Raw genomic sequence first — 16039 nt, 5'->3', positions numbered from 1 at the left:
AGTGGCCGAACCGGTGGTGCTGTTGGCAGCCACGACGACCGTGGTGCCATCGGTCAGCTTGAAGTACAGCTCCGAGTGGTTGTTGATCGGCAGACCGTCTTTGTTGGTCAGCGTGATGGTGTAAGTGATCTCGCCACCTTCGGTCACCGAAGGCGTAGCGGTCAGTTTGGCCACGACTTCGTCGAGGGTGTCGGTCACTTGAACCGAAGCATCACCGCCCAGTTGCAGATTTTCGAAAGTACGGCCGTCGATATCCACAGCCGACTTGATGCCGAGGGTGATTTCACCACTGTCCAGATAGACGTCATCGCCCTGAGCCGCGTGCTCGTAAGATGCGCTGGTCTCGCCAGCCTTGATGGTGACCTGGGCATTGTTGCTCAGGGTCACGACCAGGTCGTGCGCCAGGGCGGTATTGATGTGTACGGTGAAGGTCGGTTTAACGTTCTCGGCGACCGATTCCTGGTCAGCCGTGATGGTGACCCTGACTAGATCACCTTCGTTGCTGCCGCCTGGGTTGCCTGGAGTACCAGGCTCGTCAGTGACGGTAGTGCTGACCGGGGTCTTGTCCAGGGTCAGCTGTTCGAACTTGCCGACGTCGGCGCCGGCAACGGTCGCGATCGACTGCACCACTGGGGGGTTGCTGCCGACGTAGACGTTGTCCGGAGCAGTCACGGTGATCGAGCCGGTGGTGCCGTTGGCCGGCACGGTGATGACGGTCTTGCCGTCGCTCAACGTGAAGGTCAGGGCGCCGTGGTTGTTGATCGGCAGACCGTCTTTGTTGGTCAGCGTGATGGTGTAGGTAATCTCGCCGCCCTCGGTGACCGAAGGCGTTGCGGTCAGCTTGGCCACAACCTCACTGATGGTGTCCGAAATTTCAACAGTGGCCGGGCCACCCAAGGCCAGCTTCTCGAAGGTGGCACCCGGAACTGTAGCGTCGGTAACGCTGAGGGTGATGGCGCCAGCGTCGTGATACACGTCATCGCCCTGAGCCGGAGTCTTGTACTCGACTTCGGTCTTACCCGCTTCGATCGTCACGGTGTCGCCGTTTGACAGGGTGACAGTCAACGGGCGGTCCAGCGCCTGGCTTACTTTCACCGTAAAGGAAGGTTGCTGGTCTTCGGTCACATTGCCATTGCTGACGATGCTTACTGTAACGGTGTCGATGCTGTCATTGATGACTGTCGAGGCTGGGGTCGGATTCGGGGTCAGCTGCTCGAAGTTACCGCCTGTGGCGGTCTCGATGGTGACGCTGACGGTCGAACCGTTGTTGTAGACGTCGTTGGCCGGGGTCTGGAAGTCGACACTGCCCTGGGTCTTGCCTGCTTCAACGGTGATGGTCTGACCGTTGGACAGGGTCACGGTTACCGGCGTTTGAGCAGGGTTGCTCAGGGTCACGGTGTAGGTGATCACGCCACCTTCGGTCACCGACGGGTTCGCCGTCAGGGTCGCGGTGGTGGTGTCGACCGAGTCGTTGATCGTGGTCTGAGCCGGAGTCGGGTTCGGGGTCAGTTGCTCGAAGTTACCGCCTGTGGCGTTTTCGATGGTGACGCTGACGGTCGAACCGTTGTTGTAGACGTCGTTGGCCGGGGTCTGGAAATCAACGCTGCCCTGGGTCTTGCCTGCTTCAACGGTGATGGTCTGGCCGTTGGACAGGGTGATGGTTACCGGCGTTTGAGCAGGGTTGCTCAGGGTCACGGTGTAGGTGATCACGCCGCCTTCGGTCACCGACGGGTTCGCCGTCAGGGTCGCGGTGGTGGTGTCGACCGAGTCGTTGATCGTGGTCTGAGCCGGAGTCGGGTTCGGGGTCAGCTGCTCGAAGTTACCGCCTGTGGCGGTCTCGATGGTGACGCTGACGGTCGAACCGTTGTTGTAGACGTCGTTGGCCGGGGTCTGGAAGTCGACACTGCCCTGGGTCTTACCTGCTTCAACGGTGATGGTCTGGCCGTTGGACAGGGTCACGGTTACCGGCGTTTGAGCTGGGTTGCTCAGAGTCACGGTGTAGGTGATCACGCCGCCTTCGGTCACCGACGGGTTCGCCGTCAGGGTCGCGGTGGTGGTGTCGACCGAGTCATTGATCGTGGTTTGAGCCGGGGTCGGATTCGGGGTCAACTGCTCGAAATTGCCGCCTGTGGCGGTCTCGATGGTGACGCTGACGGTCGAACCGTTGTTGTAGACGTCGTTGGCCGGGGTCTGGAAGTCGACACTGCCCTGGGTCTTACCTGCTTCAACGGTGATGGTCTGGCCGTTGGACAGGGTCACGGTTACCGGCGTTTGAGCTGGGTTGCTCAGAGTCACGGTGTAGGTGATCACGCCGCCTTCGGTGACGCTTGGCGAAGCGGTCAGGGTCGCGGTGGTGGTGTCGACCGAGTCGTTGATCGTGGTCTGAGCCGGGGTCGGGTTCGGGGTCAACTGCTCGAAGTTACCGCCTGTGGCGGTCTCGATGGTGACGCTGACGGTCGAACCGTTGTTGTAGACGTCGTTGGCCGGGGTCTGGAAGTCGACACTGCCCTGGGTCTTGCCTGCTTCAACGGTGATGGTCTGGCCGTTGGACAGGGTCACGGTTACCGGCGTTTGAGCTGGGTTGCTCAGAGTCACGGTGTAGGTGATCACGCCGCCTTCGGTGACGCTTGGCGAAGCGGTCAGGGTCGCCGTGGTGGTGTCGATGGTATCGGTCACCTGGGTAACCGCCGGCGTTTGCGGCAATGTCACCGTCAACCCGCCACCACCGGTACTGCCTGTCACGGTCGCCGAAATCTGGCCGCCGTCGATGTACGGGGTGTCGTTCGCCGGGACCACGACGTTGACGCTACCGCTGGTCTGCCCGGCCGGAATGACGATCACGGCACCATTGGACAGGGTAATGACCAGGTTGGTGGTCGGCGCTTGGCCAACCGTGGCGGTATAAACGATTACGCCACCCGCTTCGCTGATGGAAGGGGTAGCGCCAAGAATCAGGTCGGTAGCAACGTTGGTGTCCGTCGTCGGCGTGGTCACCAAATTGTTGCCGTTGGTATCCAGCAAGCCCACGTCTTCGCTATCGAGCACGGCAGCAAAGCCCAGCCCATCCGTTGGGAAGCCAACCGTCGGGTCCACCCGGCCCGCCGTCTCCTCAAGCATCACGAAGCTGTGGCCACCGCCCAGCGCGCCGCCACCGCCCGCCGCCGACGGGCCTGCCGCGGTCGCTTCAAGCTCGGTAGTCGGGTCGACACCGGCAGCAATCGCCTGTTGCAGCTCTTCCACCGAAGGCGCGGCCTGAGCAGTCGCCTGGCTCAGGTCGGTGCTGCTATCAGGGGCATCAGCGCTCCATTGGCTGTCACGCCCCAGATCGAGCAGACGGCCATCAGCCAGCTCCAGCGTCACTGCGCCACCAGGCCCGGTGAGCACTTCCTCACCGGCCAATAGGCGGTCACCCTCGATGAGTACACGCCGGATGCCCTCTGGGGATACCGCAATAACCTGGCCGACAATACTTTTGACGATGGCTACAACGCTGCTCATTGGACTCTCCGTGTGACCCGGTGGGTACTTCCCTGCCAGAGCGGCGCTAGCTAGCCACTTCAGGCGGAACTATGTAGATGATCTAGACGTTTTTTGACGTCAATATTCCGTCTATAACTTTTTGGAATTGCTTAACTGCCAAACTATTGACCTTATACATGCCATCCTAAACAATCGGCAATGTAATGTCACATTGATATTTGTACCTTAGCCAAGCGTTTCTCAAGGACAAATGTCGTACATCATATAAAGCCTGTTTATCCCTCGACCTAGGGACTTTTCCACACACCTGAGCAGCCATAGATCATGCGGCGAGGCCATCGTTCATCGGATGCTGTCAGTGTTATTGGCGTCAACATTCAGGCCACTGTAGAACGCCCCGCCGACTGCGAACCCATGAAGCACAAACCTTGCCGGTTTGCGAGTTGTCGCAAATCAAGGAGATGCCTCACGCATGCGCAAATACTGTCGCCCCGCTCATGGGAAACTGCTTGCGATTATCGAATGCTGGCGGGCCGGGGAACTGCTTTCTATAGATGAATTTTGACTAACAAGTTACAGCGATACGCCAATTAACCAGCGCCTGTTTACTGACAATGGCTAAGCTGGATATCGAAGCCCTTGCAGTACCAGGCTGAATGGCAGGCTATGCTGCAATCTGGTCAACGGCTGAATCAAAAATGAAACATTCGCAGCATCGCTGCGTCTGGTAAAAATGAAGCACGTAGAATTGTTTACTCAACACCGATTCAAGGCGACCATTGGCCTGCTGCTCAAGCCTCAGGGGGCCATAGCCCCCATCAGCACTGCTGGGTAGCACGATAGATTGCCAGGGTGAGCCGGCCTGACCTTAGTGGCCGCACACCTACCCCACCCACCACAAGGATGAAGAGAGCGCCGCGTGGAATCCGAAGTCAGTCGAGTCCAACTCAGCCACGATCCACGCAGTCAGCATGACGATCCCCTGCTGGATAGTCTGTTGAGCCTGTGTGTCCTGCACCAGAAACCCGCCAGCCGGGTCATGCTGACCACTGGCCTGCCGCTACCCGCCCAGCGCCTGAGCCCTGAGCTGCTGCCCCGCGCCGCCGCCCGGGCCGGCCTGCAGGGGCGCCTGCTGCAGCGCAAGCTGGAGCAGATCCCGAGCATCGCCATGCCGGCCATGCTGCTGCTCAAGGAAGGCCGCAGCGCCGTCCTGCTGGGTTGGGAGAACGAAGACACCGCACGCCTGTTGCTTAGCGAGAGCGACGGTGGCGAGGTGCACGTCAGCCGTGAAGCCCTGCAAAGCGATTACAGTGGGCGAGTGTTCTTTGCGCAGCCGCAGCACAAGTTCGACGTCAACCACGGCAACCTCATCCCACGGGCGAAGTCCTGGTTCCGCGACACCTTGCTGCGCAGCAAGTGGCTGTACATCGACGCCATCGCGGCCAGCCTGGTGATCAACTTGATTGCCCTGGCTGCGCCGCTGTTCGTGATGAACGTGTATGACCGGGTGGTGCCCAACCAGGCCACCTCGACGCTCTGGGTGCTGGCCATCGGTATCGCCGGCGCATACATCTTCGACCTGGTCCTCAAGGGCCTGCGCGGCCTGTGCCTGGACCTGGCCGGCAAGAAAACCGACCTGATCATTTCCGCCACCCTGTTCGAACGTATCGTCGGCATGTCGATGAAGTACCGGCCAGCACGGGTCGGCAGCTTTGCCCAGAACATTCACGAGTTCCAGGGCCTGCGCGACTTCCTCGCCTCGCTGACGCTGACCAGCCTGATCGACCTGCCGTTCACCATCCTCATCCTGATCGTCATCGCCATCATTGGCGGGCACCTGGTGTGGATCCCGATCATTGCCTTCCCGCTGGCCCTGGGCATCGGCTACGCCCTGCAGCGGCCGCTGATGGCGACCATGGAGCGGACCATGGCCCTGGCCTCTGAGCGCCAGTCCAGCCTGATCGAGACCCTGGCCGGCCTGGATGCGGTGAAGGTCAACAACGCCGAAAGCGAGCGCCAGTACATGTGGGAGCAAACCCTCGGCACCCTCAGCCGCCTTGAGCTGCGTGTCAAAGTGCTGTCGAGCCTGGCGATGAACATCACCCTGCTGATCCAGCAACTGGCAGGCGTGGCGATGATCTGCGTCGGCGTGTACCTGATCATCGACGGCAACCTGAGCATGGGCGGCCTGGTGGCCTGCTACATGCTCAGCGGCCGCGCCCTCGGCCCGCTGGGCCAGCTCAACGGCCTGCTCGCCCGCTACCAGCAGGCCAAGGTGACCATGGTCTCCACTGACCACATGATGGAGCTGCCGCAAGAGCGCAACTTCGAAGAGCGCCCGCTGAGCCGCAAGGTGCTGCAGGGCAGTGTCGAGTTCCGCGGGGTCGACTTCACCTACCCGAACCAGCAGAACCTGGCCCTGAAGAACATCAACCTGACCATCCGCCCCGGCGAGAAGGTTGGCATCATCGGCCGCAGCGGCTCGGGCAAAAGCTCACTGGCCAAGCTTATCGTCGGCCTGTACGAAGCCGATGGTGGCTCGCTGCTGGTCGATGGCGTGGACATTCGCCAGATCGATGTCAGCGAACTGCGCCACAACATCGGCTACGTCCCGCAGGACATCCAACTGCTGGCCGGCACATTGCGTGACAACCTGGTCAGCGGCGCCCGCTATATCGAGGATGAATTGATCCTGCAGGCCGCCGAACTGGCGGGCGTGCATGAGTTCGCCCGGCTGCACCCGGACGGCTACGAGCTGCAGGTAGGTGAGCGCGGGCAGAACTTGTCTGGCGGCCAGCGGCAGAACGTTGCTCTGGGCCGTGCGCTGTTGCTCAACCCGCAGATCCTGCTACTGGACGAACCGACCAGCGCCATGGACAACACCGGTGAAGAGCGCCTCAAGCAACGCCTGCAAGCGGTGGTGGAAGGCAAGACCGTACTGCTGGTCACGCACCGTGCCTCGTTGCTGTCGCTGGTAGACCGGTTGATCGTGATCGATCGCGGGCAGATTGTAGCCGACGGCCCGAAAGCCGCGGTCATGGATGCGCTGAAGAAGGGGCAGATCAGTGTTGCATAAGCTGGATATGGGGCAGTTCAAGGACGGCCTGCGGCGCTATTTCAAAGGCAGCGACTCGCTTGGCGGCCAGCCGCTGCCCGAGGTCAACAAGGCCCTGATCGAGGACGCACCTCGGGTGGTGCGGCTGACCATCTGGGGCGTGATCCTGTTCTTCGTGTTCCTGATCGTGTGGGCCAGCGTTGCACCCATCGACGAAGTCACGCGCGGTGAAGGCAAAGCCATTCCGTCCTCCAAGGTGCAGAAGATCCAGAACCTGGAGGGCGGCATCGTCGCCGAGATCTTCGCCAAGGAAGGGCAGATCGTCGAAGTGGGCCAGCCGTTGCTGCGCCTGGATGAAACCCGCTTCGCCTCCAACGTGGGTGAAACCGAAGCCGACCGCCTGGCCATGGCCCTGCGGGTCGAGCGCCTGAGTGCCGAGGTTCAGGACAGCCCGCTGAAGATCGACGAGGAGCTGCGCAAAGCCGCGCCAAGCCAGGCGGCCAGTGAAGAATCGCTGTACCAGAGCCGGCGCCAGCAACTGCAGGACGAAATTGGCGGCCTGCAACAGCAACTGGTCCAGCGCCAGCAGGAGCTGCGCGAATACAGCTCCAAGCGCGCCCAGTACGCCAACAGCCTTGAGCTGCTGCGCAAGGAAATCGGCATGTCCGAACCCCTGGTGGCAACCGGCGCGATTTCCCAGGTTGAAGTGCTGCGCCTACGCCGTGCCGAAGTGGAAAACCGCGGCCAGCTGGACTCCACCGCATTGGCCATCCCGCGCGCCGAGGCGGCCATCCGCGAGGTGCAAAGCAAGATCGAAGAGACCCGTGGCAAGTTCCGCAGTGAAGCGCTGACCCAGCTGAACGAGGCACGTACCGAACTGAACAAGGCTACCGCTACCAGCAAGGCGCTGGACGACCGGGTGCACCGGACCATGGTCACTTCGCCAGTGCGCGGTATCGTCAAACAATTGCTGGTGAACACCATTGGCGGGGTGATCCAGCCAGGCAGCGACATCATCGAAGTGGTGCCACTGGACGATACGCTGGTGATCGAGGCGAAGATCCTGCCCAAAGACATCGCTTTCCTGCACCCTGGCCAGGAAGCGACAGTCAAGTTCACCGCGTATGACTACACCATCTACGGTGGGCTCAAGGCCAAGCTGGAGCAGATCGGTGCCGACACCATCACCGATGAAGACAAGAAGACCACCTATTACCTGATCAAGCTGCGCACCGATCGCAGCCACCTGGGAACTGACGAGAAGCCGCTGCTGATCATTCCGGGGATGGTGGCGACGGTGGATATCATGACCGGCAAGAAGACCATCATGAGCTACCTGCTCAAGCCGATCATGAAGGCGCGCTCGGAAGCGCTGCGCGAGCGGTGATTACCCTGGCCACTGCTGTTTAGTGGCCCAGCTGGCCAGCGTGGAATCGGTAGGAGCAGCTTTGTGCTGCGAAGAGGCCAGTAAGGCTAAAGATCATCTTCGGCTGCAATGGCCTCTTCGCAGCACAAGGCTGCTCCTACAAACGCCGCGCATGCCTTAATGGCTTGTGCTGCACTTAGCGCCAAGGCGCAGGTTCGCCAACCAGCTGGCCCTGTATCCCACCTACCCCCATCTCCTGCAACACCCGCCGCTCCCCTTCGGTTTCCACCCGCTCGGCAATCAGCGGCAAATCGATGCTATGCGCCGCGCGCTGGATCGCTTCGATAAACAGCCGCTTGTGCTGCTCGTGGTCGATGTTGCGGATGTAGCTGCCGTCAATCTTCAGATACGCCAGGCCCAGGTGCGCCAGGTTGCCGATCATGCTGAAGCGCCCGCCAAAGCGCTGCAGCGCCAGGCCGAAACCAAGCCCATGCAGGCGCCGGGTGAGATGCTCCAACGCCGCCTGCTCAGGCAACTGCTCTTCACCAATTTCGAAAACCAGCCGCGGGCCGAGCGCCGCGTTCTGGCCCAGCAGTTCGAAGATGCGCTGAAGGGCCTTGGGGTCGGCCAGGGTGGCGGCGGACAGGTTCAGCGCCAGCACCTGGTCGTGCCCTCGCAGGTGCGCCAACACCTTCTCCAGCACCAGCACGTCCAGCCGTGGCATCCAGCCGAAGCGCTCCAGCCAGGGCAGGAAGCGGCCCGCCGGCAAGGCCTCGCCCTGACCATCCTGCAACCGCGAAATCACTTTGTGGTGCAGTACCCGTTGCGCCGAAGCGCAATCCACCACTGGCTGGAAGAACAGCTCGAAATGCCCATTGCCGAATGCCTGATCGAGCCGCTCGTGCCAGGCATGCTGGCTGTCCCCGGCAACGGCGGCCACGCCTTGTTCAAGGCACACCCAACCCGGCGCTGGCTGGTTCTCGGCACGGGCCAGGGCCTCGTCGGCGAGCTTCAGCAACGCCTGTGGCGAATCACCGGGGCTGAACGGCGCCAGGCCGATGCACGCCACCGGGTCGATGTCACTGGCGCCCGTTTCGTGCAGGCTCTGCAGCGTTGCCTCCAGGGCCTGGGCAAGGTGTACCGCTTCTTCATGCACCATGCCCGGCGCCAGCACGGCAAACTCGCCACCACGGCTGCGAGAAATCAGGTCGTTGGTTTCTGGGTAGCTGGCACAGGTGCGACGCAGCTGCTCGCCTACTGCCTGCAGCAACTGGTCGGTACGCTGGCCACCAAGCCGGGCGTTCAGGCCCGCCAGGCCCTGAACCCGCAGCAACAGCAGGTAGCCGGCGCGCGCCTCTTCCAGGTTGCTCACCCGGGTGTTCAGCTGCATTTCGAAATACCGGCGGTTGGACAACCCGGTCAGGCTGTCCTGATAGGACTCGGCACGCAGCCGCTCACTGCGCTCGGCCTGCTCGGTGAACAGGGCCTTGAGCTTCTCGACCATCTGGTTCATCGCTTGCACCACGCGGCGTAGTTCCGGCGTACGTGGCAACTCTGGCAGGCTTAGGAACTCGCGACGGGCAATGGCGTGGGATTGCTCGACCATGTAATCCAGCGGCCGCAACTGGCGGCGCAACAGCAATGCACCGAGCACAGCACTGGCCGCACCACACACCAGCAACCAACCCAGGCTGCCCAAGGCACTTTGCCAAAGCTTGGCAATGGCGAACATCGGGTGGCTGATCACTTCGACGCGCGCGGCCTGTTGCCAGCCACGGCTGACGATGGCATCGCCGCCGGCAGCTTCAAGGCCGATCAAGTGCACGAACCAGCGCGGCACGCCACCTGGGTCCGGCTCGGCGTGGCGTTCCACCAACACTGCATTGGAGCCCAGGTCGACGACCTTGATGCTTGCATAATAACCACTGTCGAAGATCGAGCTGACCATCAGTTCGACCATCGCTGGGTCGTCGATATTCGGCGTCAGCGACAGCGCCAACGCGGTCGCCGCATCCTGCGCGTGCGAGCGCAACTGGTTGACGTACTGGCTGCGCGAGCTTTCCAGGCTGACCATGAAACTGCCACTGAAAGCGACCACCAGGAACAGGCAAATGGCCAACAGCAATTGTTTGAACAGAGACATCTGTGCTCCTTCAGTAAACCGGCTCGGCCGGGAACCCTTCGGCCTGCATTTTCTTCAACAAGTCCTGCCAGCGTGACAGCCGCTTGGTATCGCCGACCTTCTTGTTCCCAGTGGCGCCCGTCAGCCACAACCCCTCGCCATTGAAGGCGTACACCGGCAACAGGTCGGTACGTTGGCTTGCCGGCTTGATGGCATCCATCAGGCTGTCAAGCACCAAAGGCTGAGCCTGTGGGCTTGAATAATAGGTCAGGACCATGTGGGCCCGGTTCTGCCGCAACGCCTTGACGTAGGTAATGCGCAGTTTTTCACTGGGAATACCCATGCGCCGCAGGCTGAAATATTTGGCGATGGCGTAGTCTTCGCAATCCCCTGCACCTTTGATCAGTGCCTGCACGGGCGTTGCCCAGTAATCGACCTCATGCCAGAGGTCGATGTCCTCGACATAGCGCAATTGCTGGTTGAAGAAGCGGTTGACCACTTGCAGCCGCTCAAGCTCTGTACCCTGTTTCTGCGTAGCCATCAGGTTCTGCCAGGCATCGATGCGGCCCTGCCCGGCACCTAGCGGCCCATAGAGGGCCTGCGACTTGCGGCTGATCTGGGAGAAATCCCAATCCGCGTGCAAGCCGCCCAGCAGAAGACTGCCCAGCAGCGCGGCGAAGCCGACACGTCGCACAACGGTTTTCAGCAACCAGGATATCGCCACTGCGAAGCCCTGTTCAGACCAGTCGAAAGCAGCGATGGTGGGGCTTGCCACAGCAAAAGACAATGGCACCGTGAAATCACGCACCCGCCTGTCAGGCCGCCTACACTTTCTGACTATATCCTTTTATAGGCAGCTTCCTTTGGCGGGCTACTTCATCCACCATAGCCGCGCTTTTGGGGCGCCCGTACCAGCACTGGTGCAGGTTTGACACCCTTAAAAGCTGTTACTAGTGTCATTGGATCCAACTTTAGTCATTGTTAAGGCAGACGTGGCGTGGCCGAGAAAATCAAATTGAGCAATGTGCTGGCAAGCGAACAGCTGCTGCCGCATCAGGCCCGTGGCGTGATCGAAGAACGCCTGCGCAGCGCCATTCTCGATGGTCGCTTGCCCCCAGGTACTGCCGTGCGCCAACAAGAACTCGCCACCTTGTTCGGCGTCAGCCGCATGCCCGTGCGCGAAGCCTTGCGCCAGCTCGAGGCGCAGTCCCTGTTGAAAGTGGAGATGCACAAGGGTGCTGTGGTCGCGCCGCTGATCGGCGAGGATGCGGTAGACACCTATGCCCTGCGCGTATTGCTCGAGAGCGAGGCGCTGCGCCAGTCCATCCCGCTGCTTGATGCCAGCGACATCATCTGCGCCCGTGGGTATATCCAGCAACTGGAGAACGAAACCCGCCACGCCGAAATCGGCCGCCTCAACCGGCTGTTTCACATGACGCTGTACAGCAAGGCGCCGAACAAGAAACTGCTGCGCCTCATCGAGAACGAACTGAACGAGGAAGAACGCTTCCTGCGTTTCCATCTTTCGTCCATGGGCCTGGGCAAGCTCACTCAGGACGATCACAACGCCCTGGTAGACGCAGCCAGCGACAAACTGGTGGATGAAGCGGTAGCGGTGCTGGAACAGCACCTCAATGGCGGGGCGCGGGTTATCCGCAAGTACCTGGATACACAACTGGGGCGCTAGCCCGCTGCTGGGTTTGCATACGGTATGCCCGGATGGGTTGCAAATTGATGCAGCGCCGCCAACAATGAGACTAATTATCATTCATGTCCATTGATGCCGGCGCCCTCCCCCATGCCCAGCAACGACTCCGTGCAAACGCTCTACAGTGACCACCACGGCTGGCTGCATGCCTGGCTGCGCAGCAAGCTAGGCAATGCCGCCGATGCCGCCGACCTGGCCCAGGACACCTTCGTACGCTTGCTACAACGCCGTGAACACGTGCAGCTGAATGCACCCAGGGCCTTTTTGCGCACGGTCGCGCGCGGGCTGGTGATCGATCACTGGCGCCGCGAGGAACTGCACAGGGCCTACCTGGAGGCTTTGGCCCATGTGCCGGAAGCACTGGCCCCTTCGGCCGAAACCCGCGAGCTGCTGCTGGAATTGCTTGAGCGCATTGCACGCATGCTCGACGGCCTTAAACCCAAGGTACGTCGCGCGTTCCTGCTGGCTCAGTGCGAGGGGCTGAAGCACCAGGCCATCGCCGAACAGATGGGGATCTCCGTGCGCACCGTAGAGCGCTACATTGCCGACGCGCTGTATCACTGCTACGTGCTGCGCTACGAAGACGAGTGCTGAATCGATGAGCGCTGCACGCCCTGATGCAAAAGCGGTCAAGCAGGCCATCCAGTGGATGCTGCGCCTGCGTGAGGGCGGCCACGACCCGGCACTGCAACAACAGTGCGCGCAATGGCGCAGTGTGCACCACGAGCACGAACAGGCCTGGCAACGAGTGACCCACCTGCATCAGGAGCTCGACCTGCGCGCCATCCCCGGTGCCGGGCTTGCATTGCAGACCCTGGAAACCAGCCAGCAGCGCCTGCACCGCCGGCAGGCATTGAAGCTGCTAGGCGGGGTCGCCATGGCGGGATCGGCAAGCTGGCTGGCCAAAGACCTCGATGCTGTCAGTGCCTGGGCGTCAGACTATGCCACCGGCACGGGTGAGCGACGCATCTTCACCCTGCCCGATGGCTCACTGATGCAACTCAATACCCGCAGTGCCGTGGACCTGGTCTTCAATGATCAGCAACGTTTGGTTCGCCTGCAGCATGGGGAACTGATGGTCACCTGCAACCCCCGGCTTCCCCTGCTTGTACAAACCCGCGACGCGTTGCTGGAAGGCTTCGAAGGACGCTTTGTTGCCTACCAGGACAGCGACTGCACACGTGTCAGCGTCAGCCACGGCAAAGTGGCGATACACCGGCCTGGCATGGGTCAACTGCAGTGGATCGAAAGTGGCCAGAACTGGCGCCTGGATGCTCAGGGCGCGCACCGGGTCGCGCACATGGATATGGACGCGATGGCCTGGACTGAAGGGCTGATCGTTACACAGAACATGCGCCTCAGCGACTTCCTCACGCAGGTCAGCCGATATCGCCATGGTTACCTGGGCTGCAGCAACGAGATTGCCGACCTGCGCCTGTCAGGCGTTTTCCGCCTCGAAGACCCGGAGCAACTGCTTCGGCTGTTACCGCAAACGCTGCCCGTACGGCTTCGTCAACGTACACGCTGGTGGGTGCGTGTAGAGAGCATCGCCTGATCAGGCCTTACGGATTTCTGTCGGGTTTTGAAACCCGGTCCGGCTAGGACAGTAAGCAACGTCTTCTGCCCTCAACATTTCAACGGACCCTTCATGCTTATCGACCCGGTGTCAAACCGCACTTACAGCCCGAATGATTTTCGACCCGTCTTGCAGTCAGCCTACTTGCGCCATGCCATCCGGGCCGCTCTGTTTGGTACGGCCCTGGGCTTGGCAGCTGTTGCGCAACCTTGCGTAGCGGCTGAAGCAGCCCAAGTGAGTCATCACTATGCAATACCGGCCGGCCAACTGGCCGACGTACTCAACCAGTTCGCTCGCCAGGCCGGCATCACCCTGTCGAGTACGCCCCAGCTCACCCATGGCCTGCAGTCCAACGGCCTGCAGGGGCAGTACGCGATCGATCAAGCGCTGCGCCAGTTGCTCAATGGCAGCGGGCTGGAAGCTGTGAGCCAGGGCGGACGTAACTATGTACTGCAGGCACAGCCCCAGGATACGGCCCTGGCATTGCCAGACACCGATATCCGCAGCTTCTCCCTGGGCAACGCGCTGGGCAGCATGGAGGGTTACAACGCCACGCACAGCCAAGTGGCGACCAAGACCAGCATGCCATTGGTGGAGACATCCCAATCGGTCTCGGTAGTGACCCGCCAGCAGATGGACGATCAGGGCTCTCAGACCGTTGCCCAGGCCATGCGCTACACGCCTGGGGTACTGACCAACCCTTACGGTGCCACCCATCGCTATGACTATGTGGCCATGCGCGGCTTCAACGACGGTTCGGTGGATAACATCTACGTTGATGGGCTCAAGTCCATGGGTGACAACGGCACCTATAGCACCATGCAGGTGGACCCGTACTTCCTTGAGCGCATCGACATTCTCAAAGGGCCGTCTTCGGTCCTGTACGGGCGAAGCTCGCCGGGTGGCCTGGTAGCCCTGACCACCAAGAAGCCACTCTTTGCCCCTTACCATCAGGTTCAGGCAACGGTCGGCACCCAGGGCCAGCGGGGCATGGGTTTCGACTTCAGTGGCCCTGTGGATGACGACAAACGCATTGCGTATCGCCTGACGGGTTTGGCGGATGCTTCCGACACACAGTTCAACCACAACAAGGAAGAGCGCTACGCCATCGCCCCAGCCATCAGCATCGACTTCACCGAAGACACCTCGCTTACGCTGCAGGCCTACTTGCAGCATGACCCTAACGGCGGCTACCACGGCGGCAACCCCGCAGACGGCATGCTGCACCAGCGCAACGGCTTGCGCTTGTCAGACCACTTCTTCGAGGGCGAGCCAGGCATCGACAATTACGAGCGCACCCAGCAATCCGTCAGCTACCAGTTCGAGCACCGTTTCAACGATGTATTCACCGCACGGCAAAACTTCCGCTATCAGGATTCCGACGTATCGATGGACCAGGTGTATTCCGCCGGATGGGCAGATGCTGACAGCAATATCCTGAACCGTGCCTATACAGGCGGCGATGAGCGTCTGCACTCGTACATCATCGATAACATGCTGCAGGCGGAATTCTTTACTGGAGCCGCCAAGCACACCTTGCTGCTGGGTGCTGATTACCAACGACGCAAAGCCGACGTGGAATGGCGTTATGGCACCGTCGACCCGCTGGATGCCAGCAATCCGCAGTACGGCAATGGCAACCTTCAGGTGCTGGGTGAAAACCGATACCAACGCCGCTTGCAGCAAACGGGTGTGTACTTGCAGGACCTGGTGGAGCTGAACCAGTGGCGCTTTTCCCTGGGGCTGCGCCAGGACTGGGTGAAGGTGTCCGAAGAGAACCGTGACAGTGACAGCAAGGTCAGTGATCAGCGCTCCAAGTTCACCACCCGGGCAGGGGTGCTTTATCTGTTCGAGAACGGCATAGCGCCCTACGTCAGCTACTCGGAGTCGTTCAACCCGAATACCGTGTCCGACCAGCAAGGCCGCCCACTGGCACCGACAGAGGGCACTCAGTGGGAAGCCGGCATCAAGTACCAACCGCCAGGTAGCGACAACCTGTTCACCGCATCGGTGTTCCGCATCGAGCAGGAGAATCTGGCGTCCAAGCAGCCAAACGAAGACTTCTATCGCCCGGTCGGTGAAGTGCGCTCGCAAGGACTGGAACTGGAGGCCCATGTGCAACTGACCAACAGCCTCAAACTGCTGGGTGGCTATACCTTTACCGATATCGAGTATTCCAAGTCGATGCCGAGCCTGGTGTCGGGCAACCTGGACAATAAAGGCAATTCGCCAACCCAGGCGCCGAAACAGATGTTCTCACTGTGGGCTGACTACAACTTCCTCCAAGGGGCACTGGATGGGCTGCGGCTGGGCGGTGGGGTGCGCTATGTAGGGTATAGCTGGGTGGATGCGGAAAACAGCATGAAGGTGCCTTCCTACACCCTGTTCGACGCTTCGATCGGCTATGACCTGGGCAAGGTCGGCCTGACGGGTGTGGATGTGCGCTTGAACGCCAACAACCTTACCAATGAAAGCTACATTACCTCATGTGCCAGCCTGAACTACTGCTACATGGGTGAAGAGCGCAATGTGAGCGCCACGGTCAGTTATCAGTTCTGACCGATATTGAAACCCGGAAAAGACAAAGCCCCTGTCTGCATCGCAGACAGGGGCTTTGGGTTTGAATCTTGACGATGACCTACTCTCACATGGGGAAACCCCACACTACCATCGGCGATGCATCGTTTCACTGCTGAGTTCGGGATGGGATCAGGTGGTTCCAATGCTCTATG

The 16039-nt window shown here is 60.8% G+C and carries 9 protein-coding genes and 1 rRNA gene; 6 read left to right on the top strand and 4 right to left on the bottom strand.

What is annotated here, in order from left to right; all coding sequences use genetic code 11:
- On the bottom strand, positions 1-3498 hold a 3498-nt coding region (locus tag ACNFBR_RS28940; protein ID WP_416737855.1), incomplete at its 3' end, for a retention module-containing protein.
- Positions 3499-4399: 901 nt separating this feature from the next.
- Here ACNFBR_RS28940 and ACNFBR_RS28935 point away from each other — a divergent pair.
- The gene (locus tag ACNFBR_RS28935) at positions 4400-6556 is read left to right on the top strand and encodes a type I secretion system permease/ATPase (RefSeq protein ID WP_416737854.1); all 2157 of its coding nucleotides are present in this window, start codon (positions 4400-4402) and stop codon (positions 6554-6556) included.
- Positions 6557-6563: 7 nt separating this feature from the next.
- Positions 6564-7922 carry an HlyD family type I secretion periplasmic adaptor subunit gene (locus ACNFBR_RS28930; protein WP_403204378.1) on the top strand — a complete coding sequence of 453 codons (1359 nt, stop codon included), beginning with the start codon at positions 6564-6566 and terminating at the stop codon, positions 7920-7922.
- A gap of 175 nt (positions 7923-8097) precedes the next feature.
- Here ACNFBR_RS28930 and lapD read toward each other — a convergent pair whose 3' ends face one another.
- Both lapD and lapG read right to left on the bottom strand, forming a co-directional pair.
- Positions 8098-10044: a cyclic di-GMP receptor LapD gene (lapD, locus tag ACNFBR_RS28925; protein WP_416737853.1), complete on the bottom strand. Its 1947-nt coding sequence runs from the start codon at positions 10042-10044 to the stop codon at positions 8098-8100.
- A 10-nt stretch (positions 10045-10054) separates the two neighbouring features.
- On the bottom strand, positions 10055-10816 hold the full coding sequence (gene lapG, locus ACNFBR_RS28920) for a cysteine protease LapG (protein ID WP_416737857.1): 762 nt from the start codon (positions 10814-10816) through the stop codon (positions 10055-10057).
- A gap of 204 nt (positions 10817-11020) precedes the next feature.
- Here lapG and ACNFBR_RS28915 point away from each other — a divergent pair, with 204 nt between their 5' ends.
- From ACNFBR_RS28915 to ACNFBR_RS28900, 4 genes are all read left to right on the top strand, one after another.
- Positions 11021-11710, top strand: coding sequence for a GntR family transcriptional regulator (locus tag ACNFBR_RS28915; RefSeq protein WP_416737852.1), 690 nt, complete (start codon positions 11021-11023; stop codon positions 11708-11710).
- A 111-nt stretch (positions 11711-11821) separates the two neighbouring features.
- The gene (locus ACNFBR_RS28910) at positions 11822-12325 is read left to right on the top strand and encodes a sigma-70 family RNA polymerase sigma factor (protein ID WP_416737851.1); all 504 of its coding nucleotides are present in this window, start codon (positions 11822-11824) and stop codon (positions 12323-12325) included.
- 4 nt (positions 12326-12329) lie between these two features.
- The gene (locus ACNFBR_RS28905) at positions 12330-13286 is read left to right on the top strand and encodes a FecR family protein (protein ID WP_416737850.1); all 957 of its coding nucleotides are present in this window, start codon (positions 12330-12332) and stop codon (positions 13284-13286) included.
- Positions 13287-13451: 165 nt separating this feature from the next.
- Positions 13452-15866, top strand: coding sequence for a TonB-dependent siderophore receptor (locus ACNFBR_RS28900; protein WP_416737856.1), 2415 nt, complete (start codon positions 13452-13454; stop codon positions 15864-15866).
- A 66-nt stretch (positions 15867-15932) separates the two neighbouring features.
- Here the strand turns inward: ACNFBR_RS28900 and rrf are convergent.
- A 5S ribosomal RNA gene (rrf, locus tag ACNFBR_RS28895) occupies positions 15933-16039 on the bottom strand; the annotation flags it as partial.

The sequence above is a fragment of the Pseudomonas sp. NY11955 genome, assembly GCF_048068035.1.
In the GTDB taxonomy this organism is placed as follows: domain Bacteria; phylum Pseudomonadota; class Gammaproteobacteria; order Pseudomonadales; family Pseudomonadaceae; genus Aquipseudomonas.
Note: the sequence above shows the minus strand (reverse complement) of the source record. Positions and strands in the feature narration are given on the sequence as shown.

Excerpts from the sequence above, each read along its gene's own strand:
- ACNFBR_RS28910 (WP_416737851.1), top strand. The coding sequence starts at position 11,822 with ATGCCCAGCAACGACTCCGTGCAAACGCTCTACAGTGACCACCACGGC.
- ACNFBR_RS28905 (WP_416737850.1), top strand. The coding sequence starts at position 12,330 with ATGAGCGCTGCACGCCCTGATGCAAAAGCGGTCAAGCAGGCCATCCAG.
- lapD (WP_416737853.1), bottom strand. The coding sequence starts at position 10,044 with ATGTCTCTGTTCAAACAATTGCTGTTGGCCATTTGCCTGTTCCTGGTG.
- ACNFBR_RS28930 (WP_403204378.1), top strand. The coding sequence starts at position 6,564 with ATGGGGCAGTTCAAGGACGGCCTGCGGCGCTATTTCAAAGGCAGCGAC.